This window comes from Sulfurivermis sp. (assembly GCF_059410345.1).
This window is the reverse complement of the sequence record NZ_JBLJDO010000001.1, coordinates 261540-287840: the sequence shown is the minus strand read 5'-3', so window position 1 is coordinate 287840 and position 26301 is coordinate 261540. Positions and strand designations below refer to the sequence as shown.

Below are 26301 nucleotides of genomic sequence, written 5' to 3'. Positions count from 1 at the left end.
AAATGGTGGAGATCCAATTGTCCAAGCGCGTTCAGAGCATCAAGCCTTCCCCCACCCTGGCGGTCACCGCGCGCGCCCAGGAACTGAAGGCGCAGGGCAAGGACATCATCGGCCTCGGCGCCGGCGAACCGGATTTCGACACCCCTGACCACATCAAGCAGGCGGCCATCGAGGCCATCAACAAAGGCTTCACCAAGTATACCGCCGTGGACGGCACGCCGGGACTGAAAAAGGCCATCATCGCCAAGTTCGCCCGCGACAATGGCCTGACCTATAGCCCCAAGCAGATCCTGGTCTCCTGCGGCGGCAAACAGAGCTTCTACAACCTGGCCCAGGCCCTGCTGGATGCGGGCGACGAGGTCATCATCCCCGCCCCCTACTGGGTGTCCTACCCGGACATGGTGCTGCTGGCCGAGGGCGTGCCGGTGATCATCGAGGCGGGTCTGGAACAGGGCTTCAAGATCAGCCCGGCCCAGCTGGAGGCCGCCATCACCCCGCGTACCCGCCTGGTGGTGCTGAACAGCCCATCCAATCCCACCGGTGTCGCCTACAGCAAGGCAGAACTGGCCGCCCTGGGCGAGGTACTGCGCCGTCATCCCCAGGTGCTGATCGCCTCGGACGACATGTACGAGCACATCCTGTGGAGCGACGAGCCCTTCGCCAACATCCTCAATGCCTGCCCGGATCTGTACGCACGCACCATCGTCCTCAACGGCGTATCCAAGGCCTATTCCATGACCGGCTGGCGCATCGGCTATGCCGCCGGCCCGGACAAGCTCATCGAGGCGATGAAGAATATCCAGTCCCAGAGCACCTCCAACCCCACCTCCATCTCCCAAGTGGCGGCGGAAGTGGCCCTGAACGGTGATCAGACCTGCATCCAGACCATGCTCAAGGCCTTCAAGGAGCGCCACGACTTCGTGGTGGCCGGCCTGAACCGTATCAAGGGCGTCAACTGCCTGCCCTCCCAGGGCGCGTTCTATTCCTTCATGGACATGCGCGACATCATCGCTGGGCATGCCGAGATCAATAACGATATCGAGCTGGGTGAGTACATCCTGAATCGGACCGGGGTGGCCCTCGTTCCCGGTTCCGCCTTCGGCAGCGAGGGTTACATGCGCCTGTCCTTTGCCACCTCGCTGGACAACCTGCGTAATGCCCTGCAGCGCCTCAGCGATCTCTTCGGCCAAAAATAGGAAAAATCCGACAACGGATTAGTCAAGCGCTGACAGGCTGGCCCTTTAACTAAAATCCCAGTCATCATATGGTTATACCCGACATGGATGTGGGTATGACATGGACGTCATCTTCTCCTCCGCCCGGGCCGTCCACCGACCGCCGCAGGGCTACACACTCACCGAGCTCGTCAGCACGCTCGCTATCGCCGGCATAGTAATGGCCCTGGCGCTCCCCTCCTTTGCGACCCTGCTGCAGAACAACCGTCTCACCACCTCGGTCAACACCCTGGCCAGCAATCTGAATTACGCCCGTAGCGAGGCGATCACACGCAACCAACGCATCATCGTCTGCAAGGGCACGGTGGAAAAGGGCTGCGACAAGCACGTGGAGTGGCACGACGGCTGGATTATTTTTGCCGATCTCAATGGCGACAAAATCCTAAATGGGGAAGACGAGGTGCTGTGGACACAGGCCGCGCTGTCCCCCACGCAGACACTGACCTGGAGTGCGTTCCCCAGTGCCAACTATGCCATCTACTATCCCAACGGCACCGCCAGCAGCAATGGAACCTTCATCCTCTGTGACGAACGGGGTGCAGCGGCGGCCAAGGCCTTGATCGTTGCCAAGACTGGCCGTCTCCGTGTCTCTGACAAATCAGCACAAGGGAATGCCCTGCAATGCCCGCCTTGAAGTATTGACCTCGCGGGGGCGGATAAGTAGTATATGCGCCTCTATCGATTCCCCCGTAGATCAGTCGGTAGATCAGCGGACTGTTAATCCGTGTGTCGTTGGTTCGAGTCCAACCGGGGGAGCCAATTCCTGCCTTTATCAACAGTCAAGCCACGCGGCGCCACTGTTGTCCAAAAATACGAAAACTCAGCAGAAATTCTTCTTCAAATAGCTGCGGAACTCGTCGCTGAGTTCCGGGTGCTTCAACGCATACTCCACTGTAGCCTCCAGATAGCCCAGTTTGCTACCGCAATCATAGCGGCGCCCGCTGAAACGGTAGGCCAGCACCTGTTCCTCTTTCAACAGGGCGGCTATGGCATCCGTCAATTGTATTTCCCCGCCAGCGCCACGCCCCGTGGTTTCCAACAATTCGAAGATGCGTGAAGTAAGGATATAACGGCCCACCACTGCAAGCGTCGACGGTGCATCCGCAGGCTTCGGCTTTTCCACGATGCGCTCGACCCGCGACAGGCGCTCATCCATAGTCGCCGCCTTGACGATGCCATACTTGTCCGTATCCTCTGCTGCCACCTCTTCAACACCAAGCAGGCTGCATTGATGTTGTGCATACAACTGCGCCATTTGCGCCATTGCACCACCGCCATGGCCATCAATGAGGTCATCGGCCAAAATCACGGCAAACGGTTCGTCTTTAATCAGCGGCTTGGCACACAATACCGCGTGCCCCAAACCCAACGCCTCTGGCTGACGCACATAGGCGCACGACACGCCCGTGGGTAAAACATTGCGTACCAGTTCCAGAAGCTCCCATTTCTGCTTCTTTTCCAGTTCCGCTTCCATTTCATAGTTCTTATCGAAGTGATCTTCAATGGCGCGTTTGGCGCTGCTGGTGACGAAGATCATTTCGCTAATGCCGGCCGCAATCGCCTCCTCCACCGCATACTGAATCAGCGGTTTGTCGACGATGGGAAGCATCTCCTTGGGGTTGGCCTTGGTGGCCGGCAGAAAGCGGGTGCCCATACCGGCGACGGGAAACACTGCCTTGGTGATCTTCACAGTTACGTCCTGAGATAGGGATTGGCGCAGCTATTGTGAAATAAATGCCGCTAAAACAAAAGAAAGCGCCCGCGACGCGGGCGCTGAAAAGAGGAGAAATTCACAATTTATCTAACGTTTTCCAACAGAAAGGTTGGCGCGGTTCTCTTCCACGACTTTGGCGCCGACACCAGGCACCTTGGCCAGATCATCCACCGTTTTGAACGGACCATGCTCTTTGCGGTAGGCCACGATTGCCTCGGCACGCTTGACGCCGACGCCCTTGATGCCTTGGGCCAATACCGTTGCATCGGCGCTATTGATGTCGACCGGGGCCGCCTGGGTGATGGCAGAGAGGCCAAGAAGTAGAGCAGAGAAACAACCCATAACGAACTTGCGCATGATTTCACTCCATGTGATTGCTGACAGTCCCTCACCGCACACCGGCGGTGTGCGGTGCGTATGCCAAGTTAGTGGCGTGAAATCCTCAGCGCAAGGCCTGCTCCATCAGAATACCCTGAATACCATGTAGGAATATTCAGCACTAATCTGCCAGTTCGGCCTCGATAGCCGCCAGCGCGGCCATAGGGTCATCAGCTGCGGTAATCGGCCGGCCAATCACCAGATAATCGGACCCCAGGCGCACAGCATCCGCGGGCGTCGTGATACGGGTCTGGTCCCCTTTGGCTGACCATGCCGGTCGGATACCTGGGGTCACGAGGCGAAAGGCGTCGCCGGTCTGCGAGCGCAGCATCGACACCTCCTGCGGTGAACAGACCACGCCATCCATCCCGGAACGCTGCGCCAATGCAGCCAGACGGGCCACATTGTCGGCAGGCATGCCAGGCAAACCAATCTCGTGAATATCCTGCTCACCCATGCTGGTGAGCACCGTCACCGCGATGAGCAGCGGCGGCTGAGCGGCTTTATCCATTGCCTCGCGCGCCGCAAGCATCATACGAGCGCCACCGAGTGCATGGACATTGACCATCCAGACACCAAGATCGGCGGCCGCGCTGCACGCACCGGCCACGGTATTCGGAATATCATGAAATTTCAGATCGAGGAAAACTTCATAGCCCTTGTTACGCAGCGTCTCCACCAACTGCGGGCCGCCCCGCGTAAACAATTCTTTTCCCACCTTGAGGCGGCAGCGTGAAGGGTCCAGGCGTTCTACCATATCCAGCGCCCGTCGCGGCTCCGCATAGTCAAGCGCGATGATGATACGTGGACCCAAACTCTTCGCCATGCTCACTCCAGACATCTTATTCGCCCTCAATGCCGTGTATCGGCTTGGTGGTATTCCATTGCTTGCAGCTAGGACACTGCCAGCTCAACGTCTTGCCGCTATAGCCGCAGTGGCTGCAACAATATACCGGCTTGCTCTCCAGCAGCTTATCCGTCAAATCCTTCAACACCAGCAAATCGTCACGCGCCTGCCCCTCGCTGGATTGCAGCTTCAGGTCGATCAAGCGCTCCATGCCCCGAATGGATGGATGCCCACGCATGTGATTGACCACAAATACCGTTGCTTCCGCCGCGCCTTGCTGCTGACGGATCAGATCCGCCAAGGCCAGCATGATTGAGATACCTCCATGACGGGAAAGTATCTCGCGCAAATAAGCAATCATCTCACCGTCGCGTCCCTGTTGCCCGAAAGCCTCTTGCAGAGGCGCCAGCACTTCCGGCAAATAGGCCGGGTCCTGTTGCTCCACCCGGCGGAAGATGCGCACGGCAGACTTATGCTCCCCTGCCTCCAGTTCAATACGTCCCTCCAGCAGGGTCGCACGGACACAGTCACGATCTTCAACCAGCGCTCGACGCACCAGTCGCAGCGCATCGCTGCGCTCCCCCAGCATCAGTGCCTGTTCCGCCTGTTCACAAAAAAATTGCGCGATGATGGGACTGATCCCTTCATTCCCCATACCTTGCAGGCGCTGCCCAATGGCAATAGCCTTATGCCACTCCTTTTCCTGCTGGTAGATATCCAGTAATTGTCGCAATGCTTGCTGACGATATGCCGTACTCTCAGCCACCAACTCCTGAAAAAGATTCTCTGCACGGTCGAGCAGCCCGGCGCGCATGTAGTCAGTGCCCAGTTCAAACAAGGCTTGATCGCGCTGCTGACGATTGAGCGTGGGGCGCGCGATTAAATTCTGGTGGATGCGGATGGCGCGATCCACTTCACCCCGCCGACGGAACAGATTACCGACCGCAAAATGGGTGTCCACCGTATCGCTGTCCACTTCCAGCATGTGGATGAAGACCTCGATGGCCTTGTCCTGCTGCTCATTGAGCAGGAAGTTGAGTCCCTTGAAATAATCGGATGAAAGGCGTGAGAACTGTCGTCCGCCATCCCGCGTGTCACGCCGTCCCAATAGCCAGCCTGATAGTGCGGCCACCGGCAACAACAGGAACAGGAGCTCAACGCCCATAGGGAGATCAGTGTTTATCGCGCAGCGGCAGATGCCGCAGATTGCGGATCTCCTGCTCGCAGGTATTCAGTTTGCGTTGCAAGCGCGCCACCTTGCGGCGCTGGCTGAACACCAGCAGCAGGCTGGTACCTACGCCCAGCACGGCACCGACAGCAAGAGAGATAACAACAATCATGGACAGCGGCCCGGTGATGGAGCCGAAATAATAATTCAGCGTAACAGGATCGGCATTGTGGACGGCGAAACTGATGCCGAGGGCGAGCAATAGCAGGAAAAGTATGAGGAGTAATAGGCGTTTCATGTCGATCCCGTCAGCGGGGCAGTCCCCCAATCGTATCCCAAGGTTTACGCCTAACGCGTTGCTACAGGATATTACCAGGCTCGACGAATTACAAAGTGCGTGCCGCGATGGCGGGCAGTCCCTTGGGACTGAGTTACGGCATAGCCACGACCTGGCGAATCATTCGGTCAGCGCCATACCCTGATCAACACGTTCACGCAGTTCCTTGCCGGGTTTGAAGTGCGGCACATACTTGGCACCGAGCTGCACGGAGTCACCGGTCTTGGGATTGCGTCCAACGCGGGGGGGGCGGTAGTGCAGGGAAAAGCTGCCAAATCCACGAATCTCGATGCGCTCACCGCTGGCCAGTACCTGCGCCATGTGTTCCAGAATGGTTTTCACCGCCAACTCGACATCTTTGGAATTGAGCTGGGGCTGCTTGCGCGCCAGGATCTCGATCAGTTCCGACTTGGTCATGGAGGTCCCCAAAGTAAGGGAAGGCCCGCCGCGGGCGGGCCTTCCAGTTCACTGCTTAGTCGTTCTTGTTTTCCATCTGCTCCTTCAGCAGGTCACCCAGGGTCGGGTTGGCAGCTGCTGCGGCGCGGTTGTAGTCCTGCATGGCCTCCGCCTCCTCTTCGCTGTCCTTCGCCTTGACGGACAGGGTGATGGTGCGGTTCTTGCGGTCGACGCCCATGAACTTGGCCTCAACCTCATCGCCGGCCTTCAGCAGGCTACGGGCATCTTCGACACGGTCGCGGGAGAGTTCGGAGGCACGCAGATAGCCTTCGACCCCCTCTTCCAGGTCGATGATGGCGCCCTTGGCATCCACTTCGCGCACGATACCCTTGACGACGCTGCCCTTGCGATGTTCGGCCACGTAGTTGGAGAACGGATCCTTCTCCATCTGTTTGATACCGAGGGAGATGCGCTCACGCTCCGGATCGATGGCCAGGATCACGGCTTCGACCTCGTCGCCCTTGGCATAATTGCGTACTGCCTCTTCACCCGGCACATTCCAGGCGATGTCGGACAGGTGGATCAGACCGTCGATACCGCCGTCCAGGCCAATGAAGATGCCGAAATCGGTGATGGACTTGATCTTGCCGGAAACCTTGTCGCCCTTGTTGTGGGTACTGGAGAAGGCATCCCACGGATTTTCCTGGCACTGCTTCATGCCGAGGGAAATGCGACGGCGCTCGGCGTCGATGTCCAGCACCATGACCTCCACTTCGTCGCCCATCTGCACAACCTTGGACGGGTGGATGTTCTTGTTGGTCCAGTCCATCTCGGAAACATGCACCAGACCTTCCACACCCTCTTCGATCTCGACGAAGCAACCGTAGTCGGTCAGGTTGGTCACCTTGCCGAACATGCGGGTGCCCACCGGGTAACGGCGGGTGATGTCTTCCCACGGATCCTCGCCCAGCTGCTTGAGGCCCAGGGAAACACGGGTACGCTCGCGATCGAATTTGAGTACCTTGACATCGATTTCGTCGCCGACGTTAACCACCTCGGAAGGATGCTTGACGCGCTTCCAGGCCATGTCGGTGATGTGCAGCAGACCGTCGATACCACCGAGGTCGACGAAGGCGCCGTAGTCGGTGAGGTTCTTGACGATACCCTTGACCACCTGGCCTTCTTGCAGGCCTTCCAGCAGGGCTTCGCGTTCTTCGCTGCCCTCGGACTCCACCACGGCACGGCGGGAGACGACGACATTGTTACGCTTGCGATCGAGCTTGATGACCTTGAATTCCAGGTCCTTCCCTTCCAGGTAGGAGGGATCGCGCACCGGGCGCACATCCACCAGGGAACCAGGCAGGAAGGCGCGAATATCCTTGAGGTCGACGGTGAAGCCGCCCTTGACCTTGTCGACGATGCGGCCGACCACGGTCTCGCCTGCTTCGGAAGCGCGCTCCAGGCGGGTCCAGGACTCGGAACGCTTGGCCTTTTCACGGGACAGGCGGGTGGCGCCGAAACCGTCTTCCACCATTTCCAGGGCAACGTCCACCTCGTCGCCGACCTTCACCTCGATCTCACCGTTCTCATTGAGGAACTGCTCGACGGGGATCACGCCTTCGGACTTGAGACCGGCGTTGATGACGACAACGTCGTTGCCAACCTGGACTACCTTGCCGGTAAGGATGGCGCCGGGGCGCATCTGGGAACCGACAAGACTCTGTTCAAACAATTCTGCAAAGCTTTCGCTCATCACTCACGTAACCCTTGCCGTTCATCGAACGACGTATGTAGAACCGCATTACTGCCGCGGGTTGAAGTTAAAAAACAAACCGCCATCACCCGATGTGACGGCAGCCCCTACTGCACACCCAGCCGCGACCGGCATTGCGCCAGCACCGCCGCCAGAACCTCTGAGATGCCGAGCATCGATGTATCGATCACCACCGCATCGTCCGCCGGCTTGAGCGGCGATACGCTGCGATTACGATCTCTCTCGTCGCGCTCGGCGATCTCGACGAAAAGACTGTGTAGGTTAGCATCTAACCCCTTTTCCTTCAACTGGTTATAGCGCCTTTGCGCTCGCACCTCGGCGCTGGCGGTGAGAAATATCTTGAGCGGAGCGTCGGGAAACACCGTGGTCCCCATATCGCGGCCGTCGGCCACCAGGCCCGGGGCCCGACGGAAGGCGCGCTGCCGCTCCAGCAAGGCCGCACGCACGGCCGGCACGGCAGCCACCTTGGACGCATCATTGCCCGCCTGCTCGGTGCGAATATCCCGGCTAACCTCTTGTCCTGAAAGGAATATTTGCAAGTCGCCGGCGACCTGTGGGCGGAACTCCACCGGCAACTCACGCGCCACCCGGGCGAGGCCCGCCTCATCATCAAAACTCACCCTTTGCCGCCGCGCCGCCAGGGCGGTGAGGCGATAGAGGGCGCCGCTGTCGAGGAAATGCCAACCAAAACGCTGGGTCAGCAGCTGGCTGATGGTGCCCTTGCCGACCCCGCTGGGGCCGTCGACGGTAATGACCGGGACACCGGCCGCCATCATGCGGTCTCGGCCGTGAGGGTGAGGCCAGCCCGGTTGGCCAGCGCCACAAAGCCGGGGAAGGAGGTGTTGACGTTGGCGCAGTCGGTGATGGTGATGGGGCCGGAGGCCGCCAAGGCCGCCATGGCGAAGGACATGGCGATACGGTGGTCACCGTGGCTGTCCACCTGGCCGCTGCCGATACGGCCACCACGGATCACCATGCCATCCGGGGTGGGCCGGGCATCGACACCCAGCGCCACCAGACCATCGGCCATCACCTGGATGCGGTCGGACTCCTTCACACGCAGTTCCTCGGCGCCGGTGAGCACGGTTTCGCCCTCGGCACAGGCCGCGGCGATGAACAGCGCCGGGAATTCATCGATGGCCAGCGGTACCTGTTCCTCGGGGATGCGGATGCCCTTCAGCTTGCTGGCGCGCACACGGATGTCGGCCACCGGCTCGCCGCCCGCCTCGCGTTCGTTGATGAGTTCCAGGTCGGCCCCCATCAGACGCAGGATGTTGATTACACCGATGCGAGTGGGATTGATACCCACATGTTCCAGCACGATATCGGAGCCGGCGGCGATGGCCGCCCCCACCATGAAAAAGGTGGCCGAGGAAATATCGGCCGGCACATCGATGCGGGTCGCCTTCAGCACGCCGCCACCCTGCACACACACGGTGCTGCCACGGCGCTCCACCGCATAACCGAAGCCGGTCAGCATGCGCTCGGTGTGGTCGCGGGTCGGCGCCGGCTCGGTGACGCAGGTCTTGCCGTGTGCATACAGCCCGGCCAGCAACAGGCAGGATTTCACCTGGGCGCTGGCCATCGGCATGACGTAATCAATGCCCTTGAGCGGCTGGCCACCCTTCACCCGCAGCGGCGGCGTGCCCTTGTCAGTGGTTTCCACCACCGCGCCCATCAGGCGCAGGGGATCGGTGACGCGCTTCATTGGCCGCTTGGACAGCGAGGCATCGCCGCTCATCTCCACATCAAACTTCTGCCCGGCCATCAGGCCGGAGAGCAGACGCATGGAGGTACCGGAGTTGCCCAGATAGAGCGGTTTGCCCGGCGCCTTGAGGCCGTGCAATCCAACACCGTGCACGGTGACGCAACCACCATGCGGCCCCTCGATCTGCACGCCCATGGCGCGGAAGGCCTCCAGGGTGGCGATGTTATCCTCGCCCTCCAGGAAGCCGCTCACCTCGGTCACACCCTCGGCCAGGGAACCGAGCATGATGGAGCGGTGGGAAATGGATTTGTCGCCGGGCACGCGGACGCGGCCCTGCAATTTGCCGCCGGCGGCGGCACGGAAAATGACATTGGGTTCGTTGCTATTGGACATGATGTGATTTCAGGATTATTGCTTGAATTCGTCGCGCGCCTTCTTGGCGCGACCAAAGGTGTGCAGCAATGCCGCGCCGTCGCCACGCTCGATCGCACCGCGCACCGCGGCCAGGTCGGAGGCATAACGGTCCAATACCTTGAGAATGGCGTCGCGGTTGGCCAGACAGATATCGTGCCACATGCGCGGGTCACTGCTAGCGATACGGGTGAAATCGCGGAAACCGCCGGCGGCGAAGCGGAATATCTCCGTGTGCTCTTCCATACGCGCCAGGGTATCGACCAGGGTATAGGCCAGCACGTGGGGCAGATGGCTGGTGGCCGCCAGCACCTCGTCATGATGCTGCACCTCCATCGCCACCACCTCGGCCCCCGCCGCCTGCCACATGGCACGCACCACGGCCACGGCGGCGGCATCGGTGTGCGCCAGCGGCGTCAGGATCACGCGCCGCTTGTGGTACAGCTCCGCGAAGGAGGCCGCCACACCGCTGCGCTCGGTGCCGGCGATGGGGTGCCCGGGCACGAAGCGCGCCGGCACTGAACCAAAGACCCGCTTCACCGCCGCCACCACCGAGCCCTTGGTGCTGCCCACATCGGTGACGATGGTATCGACACCGAGGTGCGGTGCCATGGCATGCAACACGCCCTCCATCGCCCCCACCGGCACCGCCAGCACGACCACGTCGGCGCCGTGAAGCGCTGCGGCCAAATCAGTCTCCGCCCGATCGATGACCCCCAACTCCAGGGCCAGCTGCAGCTGGGCGGCATCACGGCCATGGCCGATCACCTCGCCCACGGCACTGGCGGCCTTCAGCGCCCGCGCCAGCGAGCCGCCGATGAGGCCGACACCAACAATGCAGAGCCGTGAGATCAACTCAGAGCTCGCGACCGATGGCCTGGGCAATGCCCTTCAACGACACCATCAGATCGGCTAGTTCCTGCGGATTGAGCGCCTGGTCGGCATCGCACCATGCCTCGCACGGGTTGGGATGCATCTCCACCAACAGGCCATCGGCGCCGGCCGCCACCGCGGCACGTGCCAGGGCCGGCACCATCCAGGCCTTGCCGCCGGCATGACTGGGATCGATGATCACCGGTAGATGGGTCTCCTTCTTCAGCACCGGAATGGCGGTGACGTCGAGCATGTTGCGGTAGTAGGTCTCGAAACTGCGCACGCCGCGCTCGCAGAAGATGATATCGTGGTTACCGCCGGCAGCGATGTACTCCGCCGCCATCAGCCACTCGGAAATAGTCGCCGCCATGCCGCGCTTGAGGATCACCGGCTTGTGCAGACGGCCCACCTCCTTCAGCAGATCGAAGTTCTGCATGTTGCGGGTACCGATTTGAATCACGTCGACGTCGTACTGCATGAAGGCGTCGATCTGGCGCACGTCCATCAGTTCGGTAACGATGGGCAGCTTGTACTTGTCGGCAGCCTTGCGGAACATCTCAAGACCTTCGACGCCGGCGCCCTGGAAGGTGTACGGGCTGGTGCGCGGCTTGAAGGCACCACCACGCATCAGGCGACAGCCGGCCGCTGCCACATACTTGGCCGCCTCGTCCATCTGCGGTTGGGTTTCCACCGAGCACGGCCCGCCGATGACCTGAATCTGCTTGCCGCCCAGCTTGATACCCTTGATATCGATGACGGTGTCTTCCTGATGATAGGAGCGGGCCACGATCTTATAGGGCTTCATCACGCGGATGACCTGCTCCACGCCCGGCAGGGCCTGCAGCAGCTCCTTGTCGATTTTGCTCTCATCGCCGATAGCACCGATGACGGTACGCTCCACGCCGCGGGAGACATTGCTGCCCAGCCCCCAGCTCTTGAGCCGCTGCACCACGGCATCGATCTGCGCGTCGGCAACCTCGTTGTTCATGATGATGATCATGGCTGTGTCACTCTCTTAACAAAAAAATAGGTTTAACGCCCCAGCACCTTGCCCAGGGCGGTGAGGAAGCGTTCGTTCTCTTCAGGTAAACCCACGGTAACGCGCAGGTGGTTCGGCATGCCGTAGTTGGCCACCGGGCGTACGATGACGCCCTCGCGCAGCAGCGCATCATACAACGGCGCCGCGGTCCGGCCAGTATCAACACTGATAAAATTGCCGACGGAAGGGATATGACGCAGATCAAGAGAACGGAATCCTGCGGTCAGCTGGGCCATGCCGGCGGCATTGAGTTCCAGAGTCTGCTGTAGATGCTCACCATCGTCCAGCGCAGCCGTCGCCGCCGCCAGCCCCAGGCTGTTGACGTTGAACGGCGGCCGTACCCGGTTCATGAGGTCTGCCACCTGCGGGTGGCAGACACCGTAACCGATGCGCAACCCGGCCAAGCCGTAGCACTTGGAAAAGGTACGGGCGACGATGAGGTTCGGATAGCGGCCAACCCAGGCAATGGCATCGGGATAGTCCGCCGCCCCCATCGCCGGATGGCTGGCATACTCGAAATAGGCCTCATCCACCAGCACCAACACATGCTCCGGCAGGCCGGCGATAAAGGCCTCCAGTTCCACCGCCGGCAACCAGGTGCCGGTAGGGTTGTTGGGGTTGGCGATGAAGATCAGGCGCGTGCGCTCGCTGACCGCGGCGCGCATGGCCACCAGGTCATGCCCCCAATCCTTGGCCGGCACCACCACTGCCTTGGCACCGGCCGCCTGGGTCAGGATTGGGTACACGGCAAAGGCATGCTCGGAGAACATCACCTCATCCTGCGGGGTGACGAAGGCGCGCACGGCAAAATCCAACACATCACTGGATCCGTTGCCGAGGATCAGCTGCTCCATGGTCACACCCAGCTTCGCCGCCAGCTGCTCCTTGAGGATAAAGCCATTGCCGTCGGGATAGAGCCAGACATCCTCCAGCGCGGCTCGCGCCGCCGACAGTGCGAGCGGGCTGGGGCCGAGTGGGTTTTCATTGGAAGCCAGCTTAATGATGTTGCTCACCCCCAATTCGCGCTCCAACTCCTCGATGGGTTTGCCGGGCTGATAGGGCTTGAGCTGCCGCACGCCGGGTGCGGCGAGATGCAGAAAGTCGCTCATGACTTAAAGGACCGCCTTGGGATAGGAGCCGAGGATTTTGAACAGTGAGGCTTCTGCCTCCAACTCATGCAGCGCCGCCGCGACCTTGACATCCAGGGCATGGCCCTCGATATCGAGGAAAAACACGTACTCCCACATACCCTGGCGCGAGGGGCGTGATTCGATGCGGGTCATGGACACGCCGCTCTGCGCCAGCGGCGCCAGCAGATGGTACAGCGCACCCGGTTTGTTGCGGGTGGCCACCAGCAAGGAGGTCTTGTCGCTGCCGGAAGGCGGCACGGTCTTGCGGCCGATGACCAGGAAACGGGTGGTATTGTTGGGCTGATCCTCGATATTGCGCGCCAGGATGGACAGTCCATACAACTCGGCGGCCACCTCGCCGGCAATGGCGGCAGCGCCCTCCTCGGCCGCTGCACGTCGTGCTGCCTCGGCATTGCTGCTCAAGTCGATACGCTCGATACCGGACAGGTGGCCGTCCAGCCACTCACGGCACTGCGCCAGGGACTGGCTGTGCGAGTAGATGCGGCGCACCTCAGCCAGACCGCCCATACGGCCCATCAGGTGCTGATGGATACGCAGCTCCACCTCGCCACAAATCTTGAGCGACGAATTGATCAAGGTGTCCAGGGTGTGACTGACGATGCCACCGGTGGAGTTTTCCACCGGCACCACACCGTAATCGGCGCTGCCCGCTTCCACTTCACGGAATACCTCATCGATGGCCGCCAGGGGCAGGGTCTGCACCGAATGACCGAAATGCTTCAGCGCGGCCGCCTGGGTGAAGGTCCCCTCGGGGCCGAGAAAGGCGATACGCATGGGACGTTCCAGCGCCAGGCAGGCGGACATGATCTCGCGGAACAGCCGCGCCATCTCTTCGCCGGACAGCGGGCCCTGATTGCGCTCCAGCACCATGCGCAACACCTGCGCCTCGCGCTCGGGGCGATAGAACACGGCCTCCTCGCCCTCGGCGGCGATCTTGACCCGCGCCACCTCCTGCGCCAGGGAGGCGCGCTCGTTGATCAACGCCTGGACCTGCTGGTCCAGGGCATCGATACGCTGGCGGATGGACTGCAACCGTTCTTCGTTCATGAGCTTATTCGATGACACGCACTGCCAGCACGCCATTGATGGCGGCGATTTCCTGCACTACGTTTTCCGGCACCGGACGATCCACATCCACTACGGTATAGGCCAGTTCGCCGCGCGACTTGTTCAACATGTCGATGATATTCAGACCAGCCTTACCCAGATCACTGGATATCTGACTCAGCATGTTGGGCACATTGGAGTTCACCACGGTCAGGCGGTAGGTGCCTTCGCTGCGGCTCATCACCACCTCGGGGAAGTTCACCGAGTTCACCACGTTGCCGTTTTCCAGATAATCACGCACCTGCTCCGCCACCATCACTGCACAATTATCCTCAGCCTCCTGGGTGGATGCGCCCAGGTGTGGCAGTGTGATGACACGCGGATGCTGTTTGAGCAGGTTGGTGGGAAAATCGCACACATAACCGTAGACCTTGCCACTGTCGACGGCTGCCACCACTGCCTCATCGTCCACGATCCCCTTGCGGGCGAAGTTGAGGATCACCAGTCCTTTCTTTGCGCTGCGCAGGCGCTCGGCATTGAGCATGTTGCGCGTGGCGTCGATGAGCGGCACATGGAAGGTGATGAAATCCACCTTGCCCACCATCTCATCGAAACTCGCCGCCTTCTGCACGCTGGAGGAGAGGCGCCACGCGCCTTCCACGGTAATGCCCGGATCGAAGCCGATGACTTTCATGCCCAAAGCGATGGCCGCATTGGCCACCTCGCGACCGATGGCACCGAGTCCCACCACACCCAAGGTACGGCCGGGCAATTCGAAACCGGCATAGTTTTTCTTGCCCGCTTCGGTCTGCTTATCGATGGAGGCGTCGTCGCCCTCCAGATGGCGGGAAAAATCCCAAGCGGCGCAGATGTTGCGGCAGGCGATGAGCATGCTGGCAATGACCAGTTCCTTCACTGCATTGGCATTGGCGCCCGGCGCATTGAACACCGGTATGCCGCGCGCGCTCATCTTGTCCACCGGGATATTGTTTACCCCGGCACCGGCGCGCCCCACCGCCTTGAGCGACGCGGGAATATCCATGTCATGCATCTTGTGCGAACGCACCAGGATGGCATCGGGATGCTGGATCTCCGAGGCAATCTCGTAACCATCGCGCGGCAGCCTTTCCAGACCGACCACCGAGATGTTGTTCAGCGTCAGAATCTTGTACATGCCTACCCCCCAGAAAAACCAAATCTGCCTCAAAGACACAGAGAAACGTCGCATCTATTCCTCTGCGCCTCCGCGTCTCCGCGGCGGATTGACTCATCAACCGTTGCGCTTGGCGAAATCGGCCATGAATTCCACCAGGGTATCGATGCCCTGCTCCGGCATGGCGTTGTAGATGCTGGCGCGCATGCCGCCTACCGAGCGGTGCCCCTTGAGGGTGGTCAGGCCGGCCTTCTTGGCCTCCTTCAGAAACACCTCGTCCAGTTCTTCCTTCGGCAGGGTGAACGGCACGTTCATCCAGGACCGGCAGTGCTTGGCTACCGGGTTTTTGTAGAAACCGCCGGAACCGTCGATGGCGGCATACAGCTTCTCCGCCTTGCGCCGATTGATCTTCGCCATACCCTCCAGGCCGCCGATGCCCTTGAGCCATTCGAACACCAGTCCGGCCACATACCAGGAATAGGTGGGCGGAGTGTTGTACATGGACTCGTTTTCGGCATGGGTCTTGTAGTCCAGCATGGTGGCGACACTGGCCGGGGCCTTGCCGATGAGGTCGTCGCGGATGATGACGATGGTGAGGCCCGCCGGACCGATATTCTTCTGTGCACCGGCGTAGATCACGCCAAATTTACTGACATCGATCGGCCGGCTCAGGATGGTCGAAGACATATCCGCCACCAGCGGTACACTGCCAGTCTGCGGGATGTAGTCGAACTCGACGCCGCGGATGGTTTCGTTGGGGCAGTAATGCACATAAGCGGCATCGGCCGAGAGCTTCAGTTCGCCCTGGGTCGGCACGGTGGTGTAATTGCTGGCGGAGGTGTCGGCAGCGGCATTCACGGTGCAGAACTTCTTCGCCTCGGAGATGGCCTTCTTCGACCAGTCGCCCGTGTTGATGTAGTCGGCACCCTTCTTGTCACCCAGCAGGTTCATCGGCAACATGGCGAACTGCTGCGAGGCACCGCCTTGCAGGAACAGAACCTTGTAGTTGGCCGGGATGTTCATCAGCTCGCGCAGGTCAGCCTCGGCCTTGGCGGCGATGGACATGTATTCCTTGCCGCGATGGCTCATTTCCATCACCGACATGCCGCTACCGTTCCAGTCCAGCATTTCGTCCCGCGCCCGCTCGATCACTGCCTGCGGCAGCATCGCTGGTCCTGCACTGAAATTGAATACACGCGCCATCGCTAATCCCCTTATCTCAAGAAAAAAGCATTAACCACGGAGGAAACGGGGTAAATACGGGACTACTCCTGCTCCCCGTGTTCTCCGTCATTCTCTTCTTCTTCCGAATCATCACCGCTCTCGGCGATACGCTCCAACGCCACCAGCTTCTCACCCTCGCCCAGACGGATCAGGGTCACACCCTGGGTGTTGCGGCCCAGCACCGACACTTCGGCGACGCGGGTACGCACCAATGTGCCGCCATCGGTGACCAGCATGATTTCATCCGTGTCGCCCACCAGCACAGCGCCAACCACCGCGCCATTGCGCGCACTGGTCTGAATGGAGATGACACCCTGGCCGCCGCGGCCATGCACCGGATACTCGCTGATGGGAGTGCGTTTGCCGTAGCCGTTCTCGGTAGCGGTGAGCACATCACCCCCGGCGGCGACGATGAGCGACACCACCTTCTGGCCATCCTGCAGCCGGATACCGCGCACACCACGCGCCACGCGGCCCATGGAGCGTACGTCGTCTTCGTTGAAGCGGATTACCTTGCCGGCGTCGGTGAATAACAGGATGTCGCGTGTACCGTCGGTGAGGTCCACACCCACCAGCTGATCGTTGTCCACCAGTTCCACGGCAATGATGCCGTTGCTGCGGATATTGGCGTAATCGGTCAGCGGCGTCTTCTTCACCGTACCGCCGGCGGTGGCCATGAAGATGTACTGGCCCTCCTCGAAGGTACGGATCGGCAGGATAGCGTTGATGCGCTCATTCTCTTCCAGCGGCAGCAGATTGACGATGGGCTTGCCACGCGCGCCGTGACCGGCCTGCGGCAACTCGTACACCTTCTTCCAGTAGACGCGGCCGCGGCTGGAGAAGCACAGAATGGTGTCGTGGGTGTTGGCGATGAACAGCTTGTCGATGAAGTCTTCTTCCTTTACCGAGGCGGCGGCGCGGCCACGGCCACCGCGGCGCTGGGCGCGGTAGTCGGCCACTGGCTGCGCCTTGACGTAGCCTTCGTGGGACAGGGTCACCACTACATCCTCCTCGCTGATCAGATCCTCCAGCGACAGGTCTTCCTGGCTGGCGCGGATCTCGGTGCGACGGGCATCGGCGTACTGGTCGCGTACCTGTACCAGTTCCTCGCGGATCACCTCCATCAGGCGGTTGGGATCGCGCAGGATGTGCAACAGACCCTCGATGGTCTCCAGCAACGCGCGGTATTCCTCGATGATTTTGTCCTGTTCCAGCCCGGTGAGGCGGTGCAGACGCAGATCGAGGATCGCTTGGGCCTGAGCCTCGGACAGGCGGTAGCCGTCCGGCATCAAGCCAAACTCTTTGGCGAGCCCCTCGGGGCGCGAGGCCTCGGCGCCGGCGCGCGCCAGCATATCGGTGACCACACCCGGCGCCCACACCTGGGCCAACAGACCGGCCTTGGCCTCCGCCGGGTTGGGCGAGCGCTTGATCAGCTCGATGATGGGGTCGATGTTGGCCAGGGCGACCGCCAGACCTTCCAAGACATGGGCACGCTCGCGCGCCTTGCGCAGATCGAAGATGGTGCGCCGCGTCACCACTTCGCGGCGGTGACGCACAAAGGCCTCCAGCATCTGCTTGAGGTTGAGCAGGCGTGGCTGGCCGTCGAGCAGGGCCACCATATTGATGCCGAACACGCTCTGCATGGATGTGTGCTGGTACAGATTATTGAGCAACACCTCGGGCTGCTCGCCGCGCTTCAGCTCGATGACCATGCGCATGCCGTCCTTGTCGGACTCATCGCGCAGTTCGGAGATGCCCTCGATCTTCTTTTCCTTTACCAGCTCGGCGATCTTTTCCAGCAAGCGCGCCTTGTTGACCTGATAGGGCAGCTCGGTCACCACGATGCGCAGGCGGCCGTTGTCCATCTCCTCGATCTCGGTGCGGGCACGCACGTAGATACGGCCACGGCCCGTGTGGTAGGCCTCATGGATACCGCGCGCGCCGTTGATGATGCCAGCGGTGGGGAAATCGGGACCGGGAATGTGTTGCATCAGGTCGCCGATGGTGCTGGCCGGGTTATCAATCAGCGCCAGACAGCCGTTGACCACCTCGGTGAGGTTGTGCGGCGGAATATTGGTGGCCATGCCCACCGCAATACCGGCGGAGCCGTTGACCAGCAGATTGGGGAAACGCGCCGGCAGCACGTCCGGCTCCAGTTCGGAACCGTCGTAGTTGGGGACGAAGTCGACGGTTTCCTTTTCGATGTCGGCCAGCAGCTCGTGGGCGATGCGCGCCATGCGCACCTCGGTATAACGCATGGCGGCGGCGGAGTCGCCGTCCACCGAACCGAAGTTGCCCTGGCCATCCACCAGCATGTAGCGCAGCGAGAAAGGCTGCGCCATGCGCACGATGGTGTCGTACACCGCCGAATCGCCGTGCGGATGATACTTACCGATGACGTCGCCGACCACACGGGCCGATTTCTTGTAGGGCTTGTTCCAGTCGTTGCCCAGCTCGCGCATGGCGTGCAGCACGCGACGGTGCACCGGCTTGAGACCGTCGCGCACGTCGGGCAGCGCACGGCCCACGATCACGCTCATGGCGTAATCGAGATAGGACTGCTTCATCTCCTCCTCGATGTTGACCGGGAGGACTTCTTTTGCGAATTCAGCCATCGGGAAATCGTGTCCTTTCTACCCTCGGGCGCCGGGGGCAACGGGGGGCTGCGGAATGGTGTTGCAACCCATTGATTGCAAATGAGGAATCACCGTGACGGCGTTGCCTCACCCACCATTCCGCCCCAGGCGCGGATTAAACGGGTGGATCATACCATAAGCCTCCCCCAGCGGATGGCCCTAAAACGCGCCCACGGCCTCTTTGCGGGGCGCTGGAGGGAGGTGGCGACGCCGAATCAGCTGTTTTTCATCATCGCCACCATTTTTTCGGCCGTCGGATTCAACACCACCCCCCGCTCCGTGACGATGGCGTCGATCAGGCTGGCGGGGGTCACGTCAAAGGCCGGGTTCCAGCCCTCCGCCCCCTGCGCGGCTACCCGCTGCCCGGCCAGGGACAGGACCTCGTCGGGGGAACGGCTTTCGATGGGGATCAGATCGCCGCTGGCTAGGGACATGTCCACCGTGGAGGTGGGCGCCACCACCATGAACTTCACCCCGTGGTAGCGGGCATTGACCGCGGCGCTGTAGGTGCCGATCTTGTTGGCCACGTCGCCGTTGGCGGCGATGCGGTCGGAACCGACGATGACCCACTGCACCCGGCCCTGCTTCATCAGGTGGGCGGCGGCGCCGTCGGCCAACAGGGTCACCGGGATCCGGTCCTGCACCAGCTCCCAGGCGGTGAGACGCGCCCCCTGCAACCAGGGCCGGGTCTCGTCGGCATAGACATGGGCGATGCGGCCAGCCGTATAGGCGCTGCGGATGACACCGAGGGCGGTGCCGTAACCACCGGTGGCGAGGGAGCCGGTGTTGCAGTGGGTCAACACTGCCCCGCCCTTACCTTCGATCAGGGCCGCCCCCAACTCGCCCATACGGTAGTTAGCGGCGATGTCCTCCTCGTGGATGGCACGTGCCTCGGCCAGCAGGGCGGCCTCGGGATCGCCCTCGCCGAGACCGGCGATGAGCCGTTCCATGCGCTCCAGCGCCCAGAACAGGTTCACCGCCGTGGGACGGGCGGCGGCCAGACGGGTTATGTCTTCCCTTATATAAGTGCGCCAGGCAGCCCCGTCCCTACGAAAACGATTGCGTCCCGCCAACACCACGCCGTAGGCGGCCGTGACACCAATGGCCGGGGCGCCGCGTACCACCATGTCGCGGATCGCCTGCGCCACGGCGGCCGGATCGTCATAGGAGAGATAGACATGCTGCTGCGGCAGGATGCGCTGGTCCAGCAGTTGCAGCCGGTCGTCCTGCCACAGCACGGCGCGGATGGTGTCGTGTATCGTGCTCATGATGCTCGTCACTTGGGAAGAAAGCGCCCGATCCTACCGTATTTTTTCTGCGCCCGCCTGTAACAAAACCTTCCGCCAACCGTAACAAAACCGTCAGCCCGAGGTAACACAGGCTGGAGATACTGCGCGCGCTTTTTAGCGCTAATCAGTTCCTCAACCTTGGGAGATACACAATGCAGAAGTCTGTACAGTACAGCCTGATCGCCACCGCCATCGCCACCGCCCTGGGCATTGCCGGCACCGCCGCCGCCGAGACCACCGTGTATGGCAAGATCCACGTCTCCGCCGGTTCCCTATCGTCCGAAGAGACCACCGACGTCAAGACCAGCGCCACCACCATCGCCAGCCACGCCTCGCGCATCGGCTTCAAGGCGGACAAGAAGCTGGAGAACGGCATGGCCGTGGTCGGCCAGGTGGAATGGCAAATCGATACGGTCGGCGACAAGACCAAGTCCTCCGATGATCTGATCACTGCCCGCAACACCTATGTCGGTCTGAAGGGTGGTTTCGGTGAGGTACGCGTCGGTATCCACGACACTCCGCACAAGCTGTCCACCGCCAAGCTGGACCCGCTGTCCGATACCTATGCCGACTACAACAACGTCGTAACCATCGACAAGCGCCTTGAAAACTCGCTGATGTATTTGAACAAGTTCGGCCCCGTCAGCATCGGCCTGGCTTACGGCGCAGGTGAAGAAAAGACCACTGCGGGCAAAAATACAAAGAGCGTTACCTCGGCGATGATCGCCTACGAGACCGGTCCGCTGTATCTGACTGCCGCGGTGGAAAATTATGCCGACATGGCCACCAACGACAAAGAAGCGTCCAACAAGTTTGGTGCCGGCTACACCTTTGGCCCAGTGACACTGGGCGTGGTGTATGAGACTGAAGTTCGCAAAAACGCCAAGGACGACACTGCCACCTACGGCAGCCTGCAATGGAAGGCCACCGACGCCGGCACCATCAAGGCCGCTTACGGCAAGCTCGATCTGGGTGACAGCACCAAGAAAGACCCCACCTTCTACGCCGTGGCCTATGACCACAAGCTGGACAAGGATGCCAATGTCTACGTGCTGTATACCAGCGGCAAGGACGGTGGTCTGGCCAATACCGGTAAGCTGAAGGGTGACGCCACCGCCGCCGTGGTCGGTATGGAGTTCAAGTTCTAAGGACGGTTCCCCGGCAGGGACGCCTTCTCTCCTGATGGTATTGAAGGGGCGCAGCCATGCGCCCCTTTTTTTGACCGCCTTTATGACTACAGGGCATTATCAGGCTGTGCGGCCTGGCTGGAGACCTTGTCGCGATATTTCTTCAAGGCCCCCATGACGGAATCGAGCGCGCGGTCCATCAAGGGTACCTCTTCCACCATCAGCGCCTGCCCGTTGGCGAGGTCGGTGACCAGCTGCCGCAGGTTGGTATCGCGCACCACCTTGAAGAAGCGATCGACAAAAACGTACTCCCCCATCAGGTCACTTTTCCAGGCCAGCTTGCCACGCCGTACGTTGCCTTCCTCATCGAGAAAACCAAGCCAGGCCCCGACCTCCAGCTCGCGCACCATGGCGGCGTAACCGGTGTACTCCATACCCCAGCGCATGTCTTCGTCGCTACCCTCATTGTCCGCGGCCAGCACGATTTCCTCATCGAAAACCGCATCCAGATCAGCCGCCAGCGAGCCAGGAGCCGACTCATCCCCCGAGTCAGACACGGGCAAACTGCCAGCCTGGGCCGCCGTGTCCGGCAGCGGCAAATCATGCAGCATGGCATCCAGCTCCGCGGCGGACAAAATCCGGCCGGCCGCGGCCCGTGCTGGTGCCGGGGCTGGCGCCGGCATGGGCACCACGCGCGCCTGCGGTGCTGTCTGCTTGGCGGCTTCTTTGGGCCGCAGGCAATCCAGGTGACAAGCCTCCAGCTCACGGAACAGGAGTTCTCGCTCTTCCGCCTCCATCCCGGCCACGACAGCGCTGCCGCGTAATTCCGCCAACAGCGTCGGGATCATCCTGACCAGGGCAGTACGTTCTTCCGCCGCGGTCTTGGGTTGGATACTGCCTACCAGCGTGGCCGCCAGCGCCGCCGACTTTTCCCACTCTTCACTCTTGGTGCCGACGCGGAGATACAGCTCGGCCAAATGATCCTTCCACGCCCCGCCCAGCAGGGAACGCACCACCCCCGGCATCACAGATACCTTGAGGAGCGGCTCAATCACCTCGGCGGCGGTAACGCGTGATTGCTCCAGGCAGAGCTGCATCCGCTCCAGCAACTCGCGCTCCTGTGCCTGAAACTGGTACAGGTCTTCCAGCAGTTCTCCGAAGATCGACAGGTCATCCTCAAACTCCTGCAGAATGCGCCCGACGATATACTCGATCTTTCCGTAGACAGGCGTGACGGTGACCTCGGCAATCTCCTCCAGGCCGATACCCGCACGCGCCAGCTCATTGAGCAACTGGCGTGCTGGATGGCTCTTCTTGCCGAAGAACTCACGGTCCAGCAACGCCACCTTCAACATGGGGATCTGCAGGCGTGCAATAAGCCCCTTGATGGCCTCCGGCAGTTCCGGATCATCGAGGATGAAATCGAACATCATCCCGACCACGTCGATGACATCGGCATGGGTCTGGCTGAGCTCCCGCTCGGCGGCCTCACCCTGCTGGCCGAAATGCAGCATGAGTTGGCTGCGCAGATTCAGCGGCGCCTCGCCAAGAACCAGCGCCTCGCCGGAGAAGTTCTGTTGCATGGAGGACAGGGTGGCCAGCATCTCGTCGGCGGACAACGGTACCGCCATAACTGAGGCCTGCGGTACGGCCCCCACCGCACCGCCCGTCACGCCACGCTGGGCGGCAAGCAGCTGTTGCAGCAACTCGAAAGTTTCCACCTGCTGGGCGAGGAGCTCCTCGGGCAGGGAGCCGCTCAGCTCCCGCAACCCCGCCGCGGCATGCTCGGCCCTGGTTTCGGCGTCAACCGGCGCGCTTACACCACGGCGGGCCTGCCGCCCCGGCACCTGTACGATACCCGAGGGCTGCGGACGCCCTTTCAGATGCGGCAGCAAGCCACCGCGGGCCAGTACATAATTGGCCGCCTCGTAAACCGGGGCCAGGTTCTGGATGACATGCTTGTCGAACAACTTGTAGATGAGCAGTTTGACCTTGAGATCCATCTCCACCGCGCCGACGGCGACACGGAAGGCCTCGCACAGCACGGCAGGGCCAAATGGATTATTGGAGTCGTCCAGGGCCGCGGTAGGAATAGCGGCGCCAAGGCGCTGCGTCAGGCAGTACAGGGGGTCGGCGTGAAGCTCGCCTGCCTTGTCGATCATGTTGCGGACGGCAATGGACTCCTCCAGCTCATCATCGTTGATGAGCGCCAGCTCCAGCGAAGCCGGCTCCACCGAGGGCGCCCGACCACTCTGCACGGTATCCATGAACTCCTTGTGATAGCGCGCGGCGAATTTGTCCAGCATCGTGCCCTTGCGCAAGCGGATCTCACGCATGGCGTCGAAATAGAGGGTCTGCAGGGTGTTGTTGTCAGCCTTGTCGGCCAACTCGAACAATGCATCATCGATCTTGCTGAACAGGCCGGACAGCAGGGGTTCCAGCTGCTTTTCGGCATTGAGTTTGGCGGTACGCACCAACTCCGGCAGGGCAATTCCCTTGGCTCCTGTCGCGTCGGTGCGTGCATTGAAGGGGAGCACATTCAGTGGATTGCTCATCATGCACCTCTGGACGGGTAAACCTGAAAATCCTCATTGGCTGAAAGTATTGAACAGACGGCGCCATCCAACCGTGATGCACAAGGCAGTTTCCGGGTGACCTGGTTCACATTTCCGGCACATACCTCCGGCGGGTCAATGACTTGTAAGCCCGACTGACGCCCTGTATCTTTCGCCCATGCAAAGTATCGACACCCTCCTCCACGCCCGCTGGGTGATCCCGGTCGAACCGGACCAGGTGGTGCTGGACCACCACAGCATCGCCATCACCGATGGCCGCATTACCGATCTGCTGCCCAGGAGCGAGGCAAAACTGCGCTACCATGCCGATATTGAACTGGAACTGCCCGACCATGCCCTGATCCCGGGACTCATCAACAGCCATACCCACGCCGCCATGAACCTGATGCGCGGCCTGGCCGACGACCTGCCGCTGATGACCTGGCTGAACGACCACATCTGGCCTACCGAGGCGCGCTGGATCAGCGAGGAGTTCATCCACGACGGCACCCAGCTGGCCATGGCCGAGATGCTGCGCGGCGGCGTCACCTGCTTCAACGACATGTACTTCCACCCCGATGTCACCGCCCGCTGCGCGGCCCAGGTGGGCATGCGCGCCGTGGTCGGCCTCATCGTCATCGACTTTCCCTCGGCCTGGGCCCAGAACGCCGACGAGTACCTGCGCAAGGGCATCGAACTGCACGACCGCTACCATAGCCATCCGCTGATCAGTACCGCCTTCGCTCCTCATGCCCCCTATACGGTGAGCAATGCCGCTCTGGAAAAGGTGGTGGTCTATGCCGAGGAACTGGATATCCCCATCCACATGCACATCCATGAAACGGCGGACGAAGTGGCGCAGGCGGTGGCAGCGAGCGGCCAGCGGCCCCTGGCGCGCCTCGACAGCCTGGGCCTGCTCTCACCGCGGCTGCTGGCGGTGCACATGACCCAACTCACCGACGCGGAAATAGCGCGCTGTGCCGAGGTTGGGCTGCACGTGGTGCACTGCCCGGAATCCAATCTCAAACTGGCCAGCGGCTTCTGTCCGGTACACAAGCTGCGCCAGGCCGGCGTCAATGTCGCCCTGGGCACCGATGGCGCGGCCAGCAACAATGACCTCGACGTCATCAGCGAGGCCCGCACCGCCGCCCTGCTCGCCAAGGGGGTGGCCGGTGACGCCCGCGCCGTACCTGCCGCCGATGCGCTGTACATGGCCACCCTGGGCGGCGCCCGCGCCCTCGGGCTGGAGCAGGAAACCGGTTCCCTCAGCGTGGGCAAGCAGGCCGATATCACGGCCATCAATCTCGGCGACGTGGAAACCCAACCGCTGTATCATCCCTTGTCCAAATTGATCTACTCCATCAGCCGCGACAAGGTCACCGATGTCTGGGTGGCCGGCCGTCACCTGCTCAAGGGCCGCCAACTCACCACGCTGGATATGGCGGCGGCCCTGGCCCGCGCGCGTCACTGGCGCGAAAATATTCACGACAAAGATGTACACGCCAAGGAGCACTCATGAGCGCCACGACCCACAACGTCGACCACGCCGAAGTCGGCAAATTCGAGGCCATGGCCTCGCGCTGGTGGGATCCGGACAGCGAATTCAAGCCGCTGCACGACATCAATCCGCTGCGCCTGGATTATATTGACCAACGCGCCGGTCTCGCCGGCAAGACCGTGCTCGATATCGGCTGCGGCGGTGGCATCCTGGCCGAGAGCATGGCTGCACGCGGCGCCAAGGTGCTGGGCATCGATATGGGTGAAGCGCCGCTGGAGGTGGCCCAGTTGCACAAGCTGGAGTCTGGTGTCGAGGTGGACTATCGCCGCACCACCGCCGAACAGCTGGCTGCGGAAATGCCCGGCCGGTTCGATGTCGTCACCTGCATGGAGATGCTGGAGCATGTACCGAACCCGGCCTCGGTGATTGCCGCCTGCGCCACATTGGTCAAACCCGGCGGCCAAGTGTTTTTCTCCACCATCAACCGCAACCCCAAGGCCTACCTGTTTGCGGTCATCGGTGCCGAATACGTCCTGCGCCTGCTGCCCAGGGGTACCCACGACTTCGCCAAGTTCATCCGCCCCTCCGAACTGGAGAGCGGCATCCGCCAGGCCGGGCTGCAACTGAAGGATCTCACCGGCATGAGCTACAACCCGTTCACCCGTACTTACTCCCTGGGGCGGGATATGGACGTGAATTATCTGGCGTATTGTGTAAAGGAGTAATTTCGCGTTTCGAAAA

At 61.5% G+C, this 26301-nt stretch carries 23 protein-coding genes and 1 tRNA gene; 6 read left to right on the top strand and 18 right to left on the bottom strand.

Translation table 11 applies throughout. The features are described 5' to 3' along the window. Nucleotides 1–5: 5 nt before the first annotated feature. From ACMV8A_RS01345 to ACMV8A_RS01335, 3 genes are all read left to right on the top strand, one after another. Nucleotides 6–1196 carry a pyridoxal phosphate-dependent aminotransferase gene (locus tag ACMV8A_RS01345; RefSeq protein ID WP_495323998.1) on the top strand — a complete coding sequence of 397 codons (1191 nt, stop codon included), beginning with the start codon at nucleotides 6–8 and terminating at the stop codon, nucleotides 1194–1196. 100 nt (nucleotides 1197–1296) lie between these two features. Beyond that, complete coding sequence (locus ACMV8A_RS01340; RefSeq protein ID WP_495323921.1) at nucleotides 1297–1869, top strand: GspH/FimT family pseudopilin; 573 nt, start codon at nucleotides 1297–1299, stop codon at nucleotides 1867–1869. 49 nt (nucleotides 1870–1918) lie between these two features. Further along, nucleotides 1919–1994 (top strand) — tRNA-Asn (locus tag ACMV8A_RS01335). Nucleotides 1995–2055: 61 nt separating this feature from the next. Here the strand turns inward: ACMV8A_RS01335 and galU are convergent. From galU to mtnA, 17 genes are all read right to left on the bottom strand, one after another. Next, on the bottom strand, nucleotides 2056–2925 hold the full coding sequence (galU, locus tag ACMV8A_RS01330) for a UTP--glucose-1-phosphate uridylyltransferase GalU (RefSeq protein ID WP_495323920.1): 870 nt from the start codon (nucleotides 2923–2925) through the stop codon (nucleotides 2056–2058). A 111-nt stretch (nucleotides 2926–3036) separates the two neighbouring features. Continuing rightward, nucleotides 3037–3306 (bottom strand): ComEA family DNA-binding protein, encoded by a 270-nt coding sequence (locus ACMV8A_RS01325; protein WP_495323919.1) that lies wholly within the window; start codon nucleotides 3304–3306, stop codon nucleotides 3037–3039. A gap of 142 nt (nucleotides 3307–3448) precedes the next feature. Then, nucleotides 3449–4153, bottom strand: coding sequence for an orotidine-5'-phosphate decarboxylase (gene pyrF, locus ACMV8A_RS01320; RefSeq protein ID WP_495323918.1), 705 nt, complete (start codon nucleotides 4151–4153; stop codon nucleotides 3449–3451). A gap of 16 nt (nucleotides 4154–4169) precedes the next feature. Beyond that, a complete protein-coding gene (gene lapB / locus ACMV8A_RS01315; RefSeq protein WP_495323917.1) occupies nucleotides 4170–5339 on the bottom strand; it encodes a lipopolysaccharide assembly protein LapB in 1170 nt (389 codons plus the stop codon). A gap of 7 nt (nucleotides 5340–5346) precedes the next feature. After that, nucleotides 5347–5640, bottom strand: coding sequence for a LapA family protein (locus tag ACMV8A_RS01310; protein ID WP_495323916.1), 294 nt, complete (start codon nucleotides 5638–5640; stop codon nucleotides 5347–5349). A gap of 159 nt (nucleotides 5641–5799) precedes the next feature. After that, nucleotides 5800–6096 (bottom strand): integration host factor subunit beta, encoded by a 297-nt coding sequence (locus tag ACMV8A_RS01305; RefSeq protein ID WP_495323915.1) that lies wholly within the window; start codon nucleotides 6094–6096, stop codon nucleotides 5800–5802. A 55-nt stretch (nucleotides 6097–6151) separates the two neighbouring features. Next, nucleotides 6152–7828, bottom strand: coding sequence for a 30S ribosomal protein S1 (rpsA, locus tag ACMV8A_RS01300; protein WP_495323914.1), 1677 nt, complete (start codon nucleotides 7826–7828; stop codon nucleotides 6152–6154). Nucleotides 7829–7935: 107 nt separating this feature from the next. Then, nucleotides 7936–8625 carry a (d)CMP kinase gene (gene cmk, locus ACMV8A_RS01295; protein WP_495323913.1) on the bottom strand — a complete coding sequence of 230 codons (690 nt, stop codon included), beginning with the start codon at nucleotides 8623–8625 and terminating at the stop codon, nucleotides 7936–7938. Beyond that, nucleotides 8622–9950, bottom strand: coding sequence for a 3-phosphoshikimate 1-carboxyvinyltransferase (gene aroA / locus ACMV8A_RS01290; protein ID WP_495323912.1), 1329 nt, complete (start codon nucleotides 9948–9950; stop codon nucleotides 8622–8624). The genes cmk and aroA overlap by 4 nt, the downstream gene beginning before the upstream one ends. Nucleotides 9951–9965: 15 nt before the next feature. Beyond that, nucleotides 9966–10823, bottom strand: a complete 858-nt coding sequence (locus ACMV8A_RS01285) for a prephenate dehydrogenase/arogenate dehydrogenase family protein (protein WP_495323911.1) — start codon at nucleotides 10821–10823, stop codon at nucleotides 9966–9968. A 1-nt stretch (nucleotide 10824) separates the two neighbouring features. Further along, a complete protein-coding gene (gene aroF / locus ACMV8A_RS01280; protein WP_495323910.1) occupies nucleotides 10825–11841 on the bottom strand; it encodes a 3-deoxy-7-phosphoheptulonate synthase in 1017 nt (338 codons plus the stop codon). Between the two features lie 32 nt (nucleotides 11842–11873). Continuing rightward, nucleotides 11874–12989: a histidinol-phosphate transaminase gene (hisC, locus tag ACMV8A_RS01275; protein WP_495323909.1), complete on the bottom strand. Its 1116-nt coding sequence runs from the start codon at nucleotides 12987–12989 to the stop codon at nucleotides 11874–11876. Nucleotides 12990–12992: 3 nt separating this feature from the next. Next, nucleotides 12993–14078 (bottom strand): prephenate dehydratase, encoded by a 1086-nt coding sequence (gene pheA, locus ACMV8A_RS01270; RefSeq protein WP_495323908.1) that lies wholly within the window; start codon nucleotides 14076–14078, stop codon nucleotides 12993–12995. Between the two features lie 4 nt (nucleotides 14079–14082). Further along, nucleotides 14083–15252, bottom strand: a complete 1170-nt coding sequence (locus ACMV8A_RS01265; RefSeq protein ID WP_495323907.1) for a phosphoglycerate dehydrogenase — start codon at nucleotides 15250–15252, stop codon at nucleotides 14083–14085. A gap of 96 nt (nucleotides 15253–15348) precedes the next feature. After that, the gene (gene serC / locus ACMV8A_RS01260; protein ID WP_495323906.1) at nucleotides 15349–16434 is read right to left on the bottom strand and encodes a 3-phosphoserine/phosphohydroxythreonine transaminase; all 1086 of its coding nucleotides are present in this window, start codon (nucleotides 16432–16434) and stop codon (nucleotides 15349–15351) included. 62 nt (nucleotides 16435–16496) lie between these two features. Then, a complete protein-coding gene (gyrA, locus tag ACMV8A_RS01255; protein WP_495323905.1) occupies nucleotides 16497–19070 on the bottom strand; it encodes a DNA gyrase subunit A in 2574 nt (857 codons plus the stop codon). A 236-nt stretch (nucleotides 19071–19306) separates the two neighbouring features. Next, nucleotides 19307–20359, bottom strand: coding sequence for an S-methyl-5-thioribose-1-phosphate isomerase (gene mtnA, locus ACMV8A_RS01250; protein WP_495323904.1), 1053 nt, complete (start codon nucleotides 20357–20359; stop codon nucleotides 19307–19309). A gap of 173 nt (nucleotides 20360–20532) precedes the next feature. Between mtnA and ACMV8A_RS01245 the strand changes: the two genes are divergently transcribed. Then, entirely contained in the window at nucleotides 20533–21528 is a 996-nt protein-coding gene (locus ACMV8A_RS01245) for a porin (protein ID WP_495323903.1), read from the top strand. An 86-nt stretch (nucleotides 21529–21614) separates the two neighbouring features. Here the strand turns inward: ACMV8A_RS01245 and ACMV8A_RS01240 are convergent, their stop codons facing one another. Next, nucleotides 21615–24065, bottom strand: a complete 2451-nt coding sequence (locus ACMV8A_RS01240) for a DUF1631 domain-containing protein (RefSeq protein WP_495323902.1) — start codon at nucleotides 24063–24065, stop codon at nucleotides 21615–21617. A 175-nt stretch (nucleotides 24066–24240) separates the two neighbouring features. Between ACMV8A_RS01240 and ACMV8A_RS01235 the strand changes: the two genes are divergently transcribed. After that, entirely contained in the window at nucleotides 24241–25581 is a 1341-nt protein-coding gene (locus tag ACMV8A_RS01235; RefSeq protein ID WP_495323901.1) for a TRZ/ATZ family hydrolase, read from the top strand. Further along, nucleotides 25578–26285, top strand: a complete 708-nt coding sequence (ubiG, locus tag ACMV8A_RS01230; protein ID WP_495323900.1) for a bifunctional 2-polyprenyl-6-hydroxyphenol methylase/3-demethylubiquinol 3-O-methyltransferase UbiG — start codon at nucleotides 25578–25580, stop codon at nucleotides 26283–26285. Before ACMV8A_RS01235 ends, ubiG begins: the two co-directional genes overlap by 4 nt. Nucleotides 26286–26301: the final 16 nt, after the last annotated feature.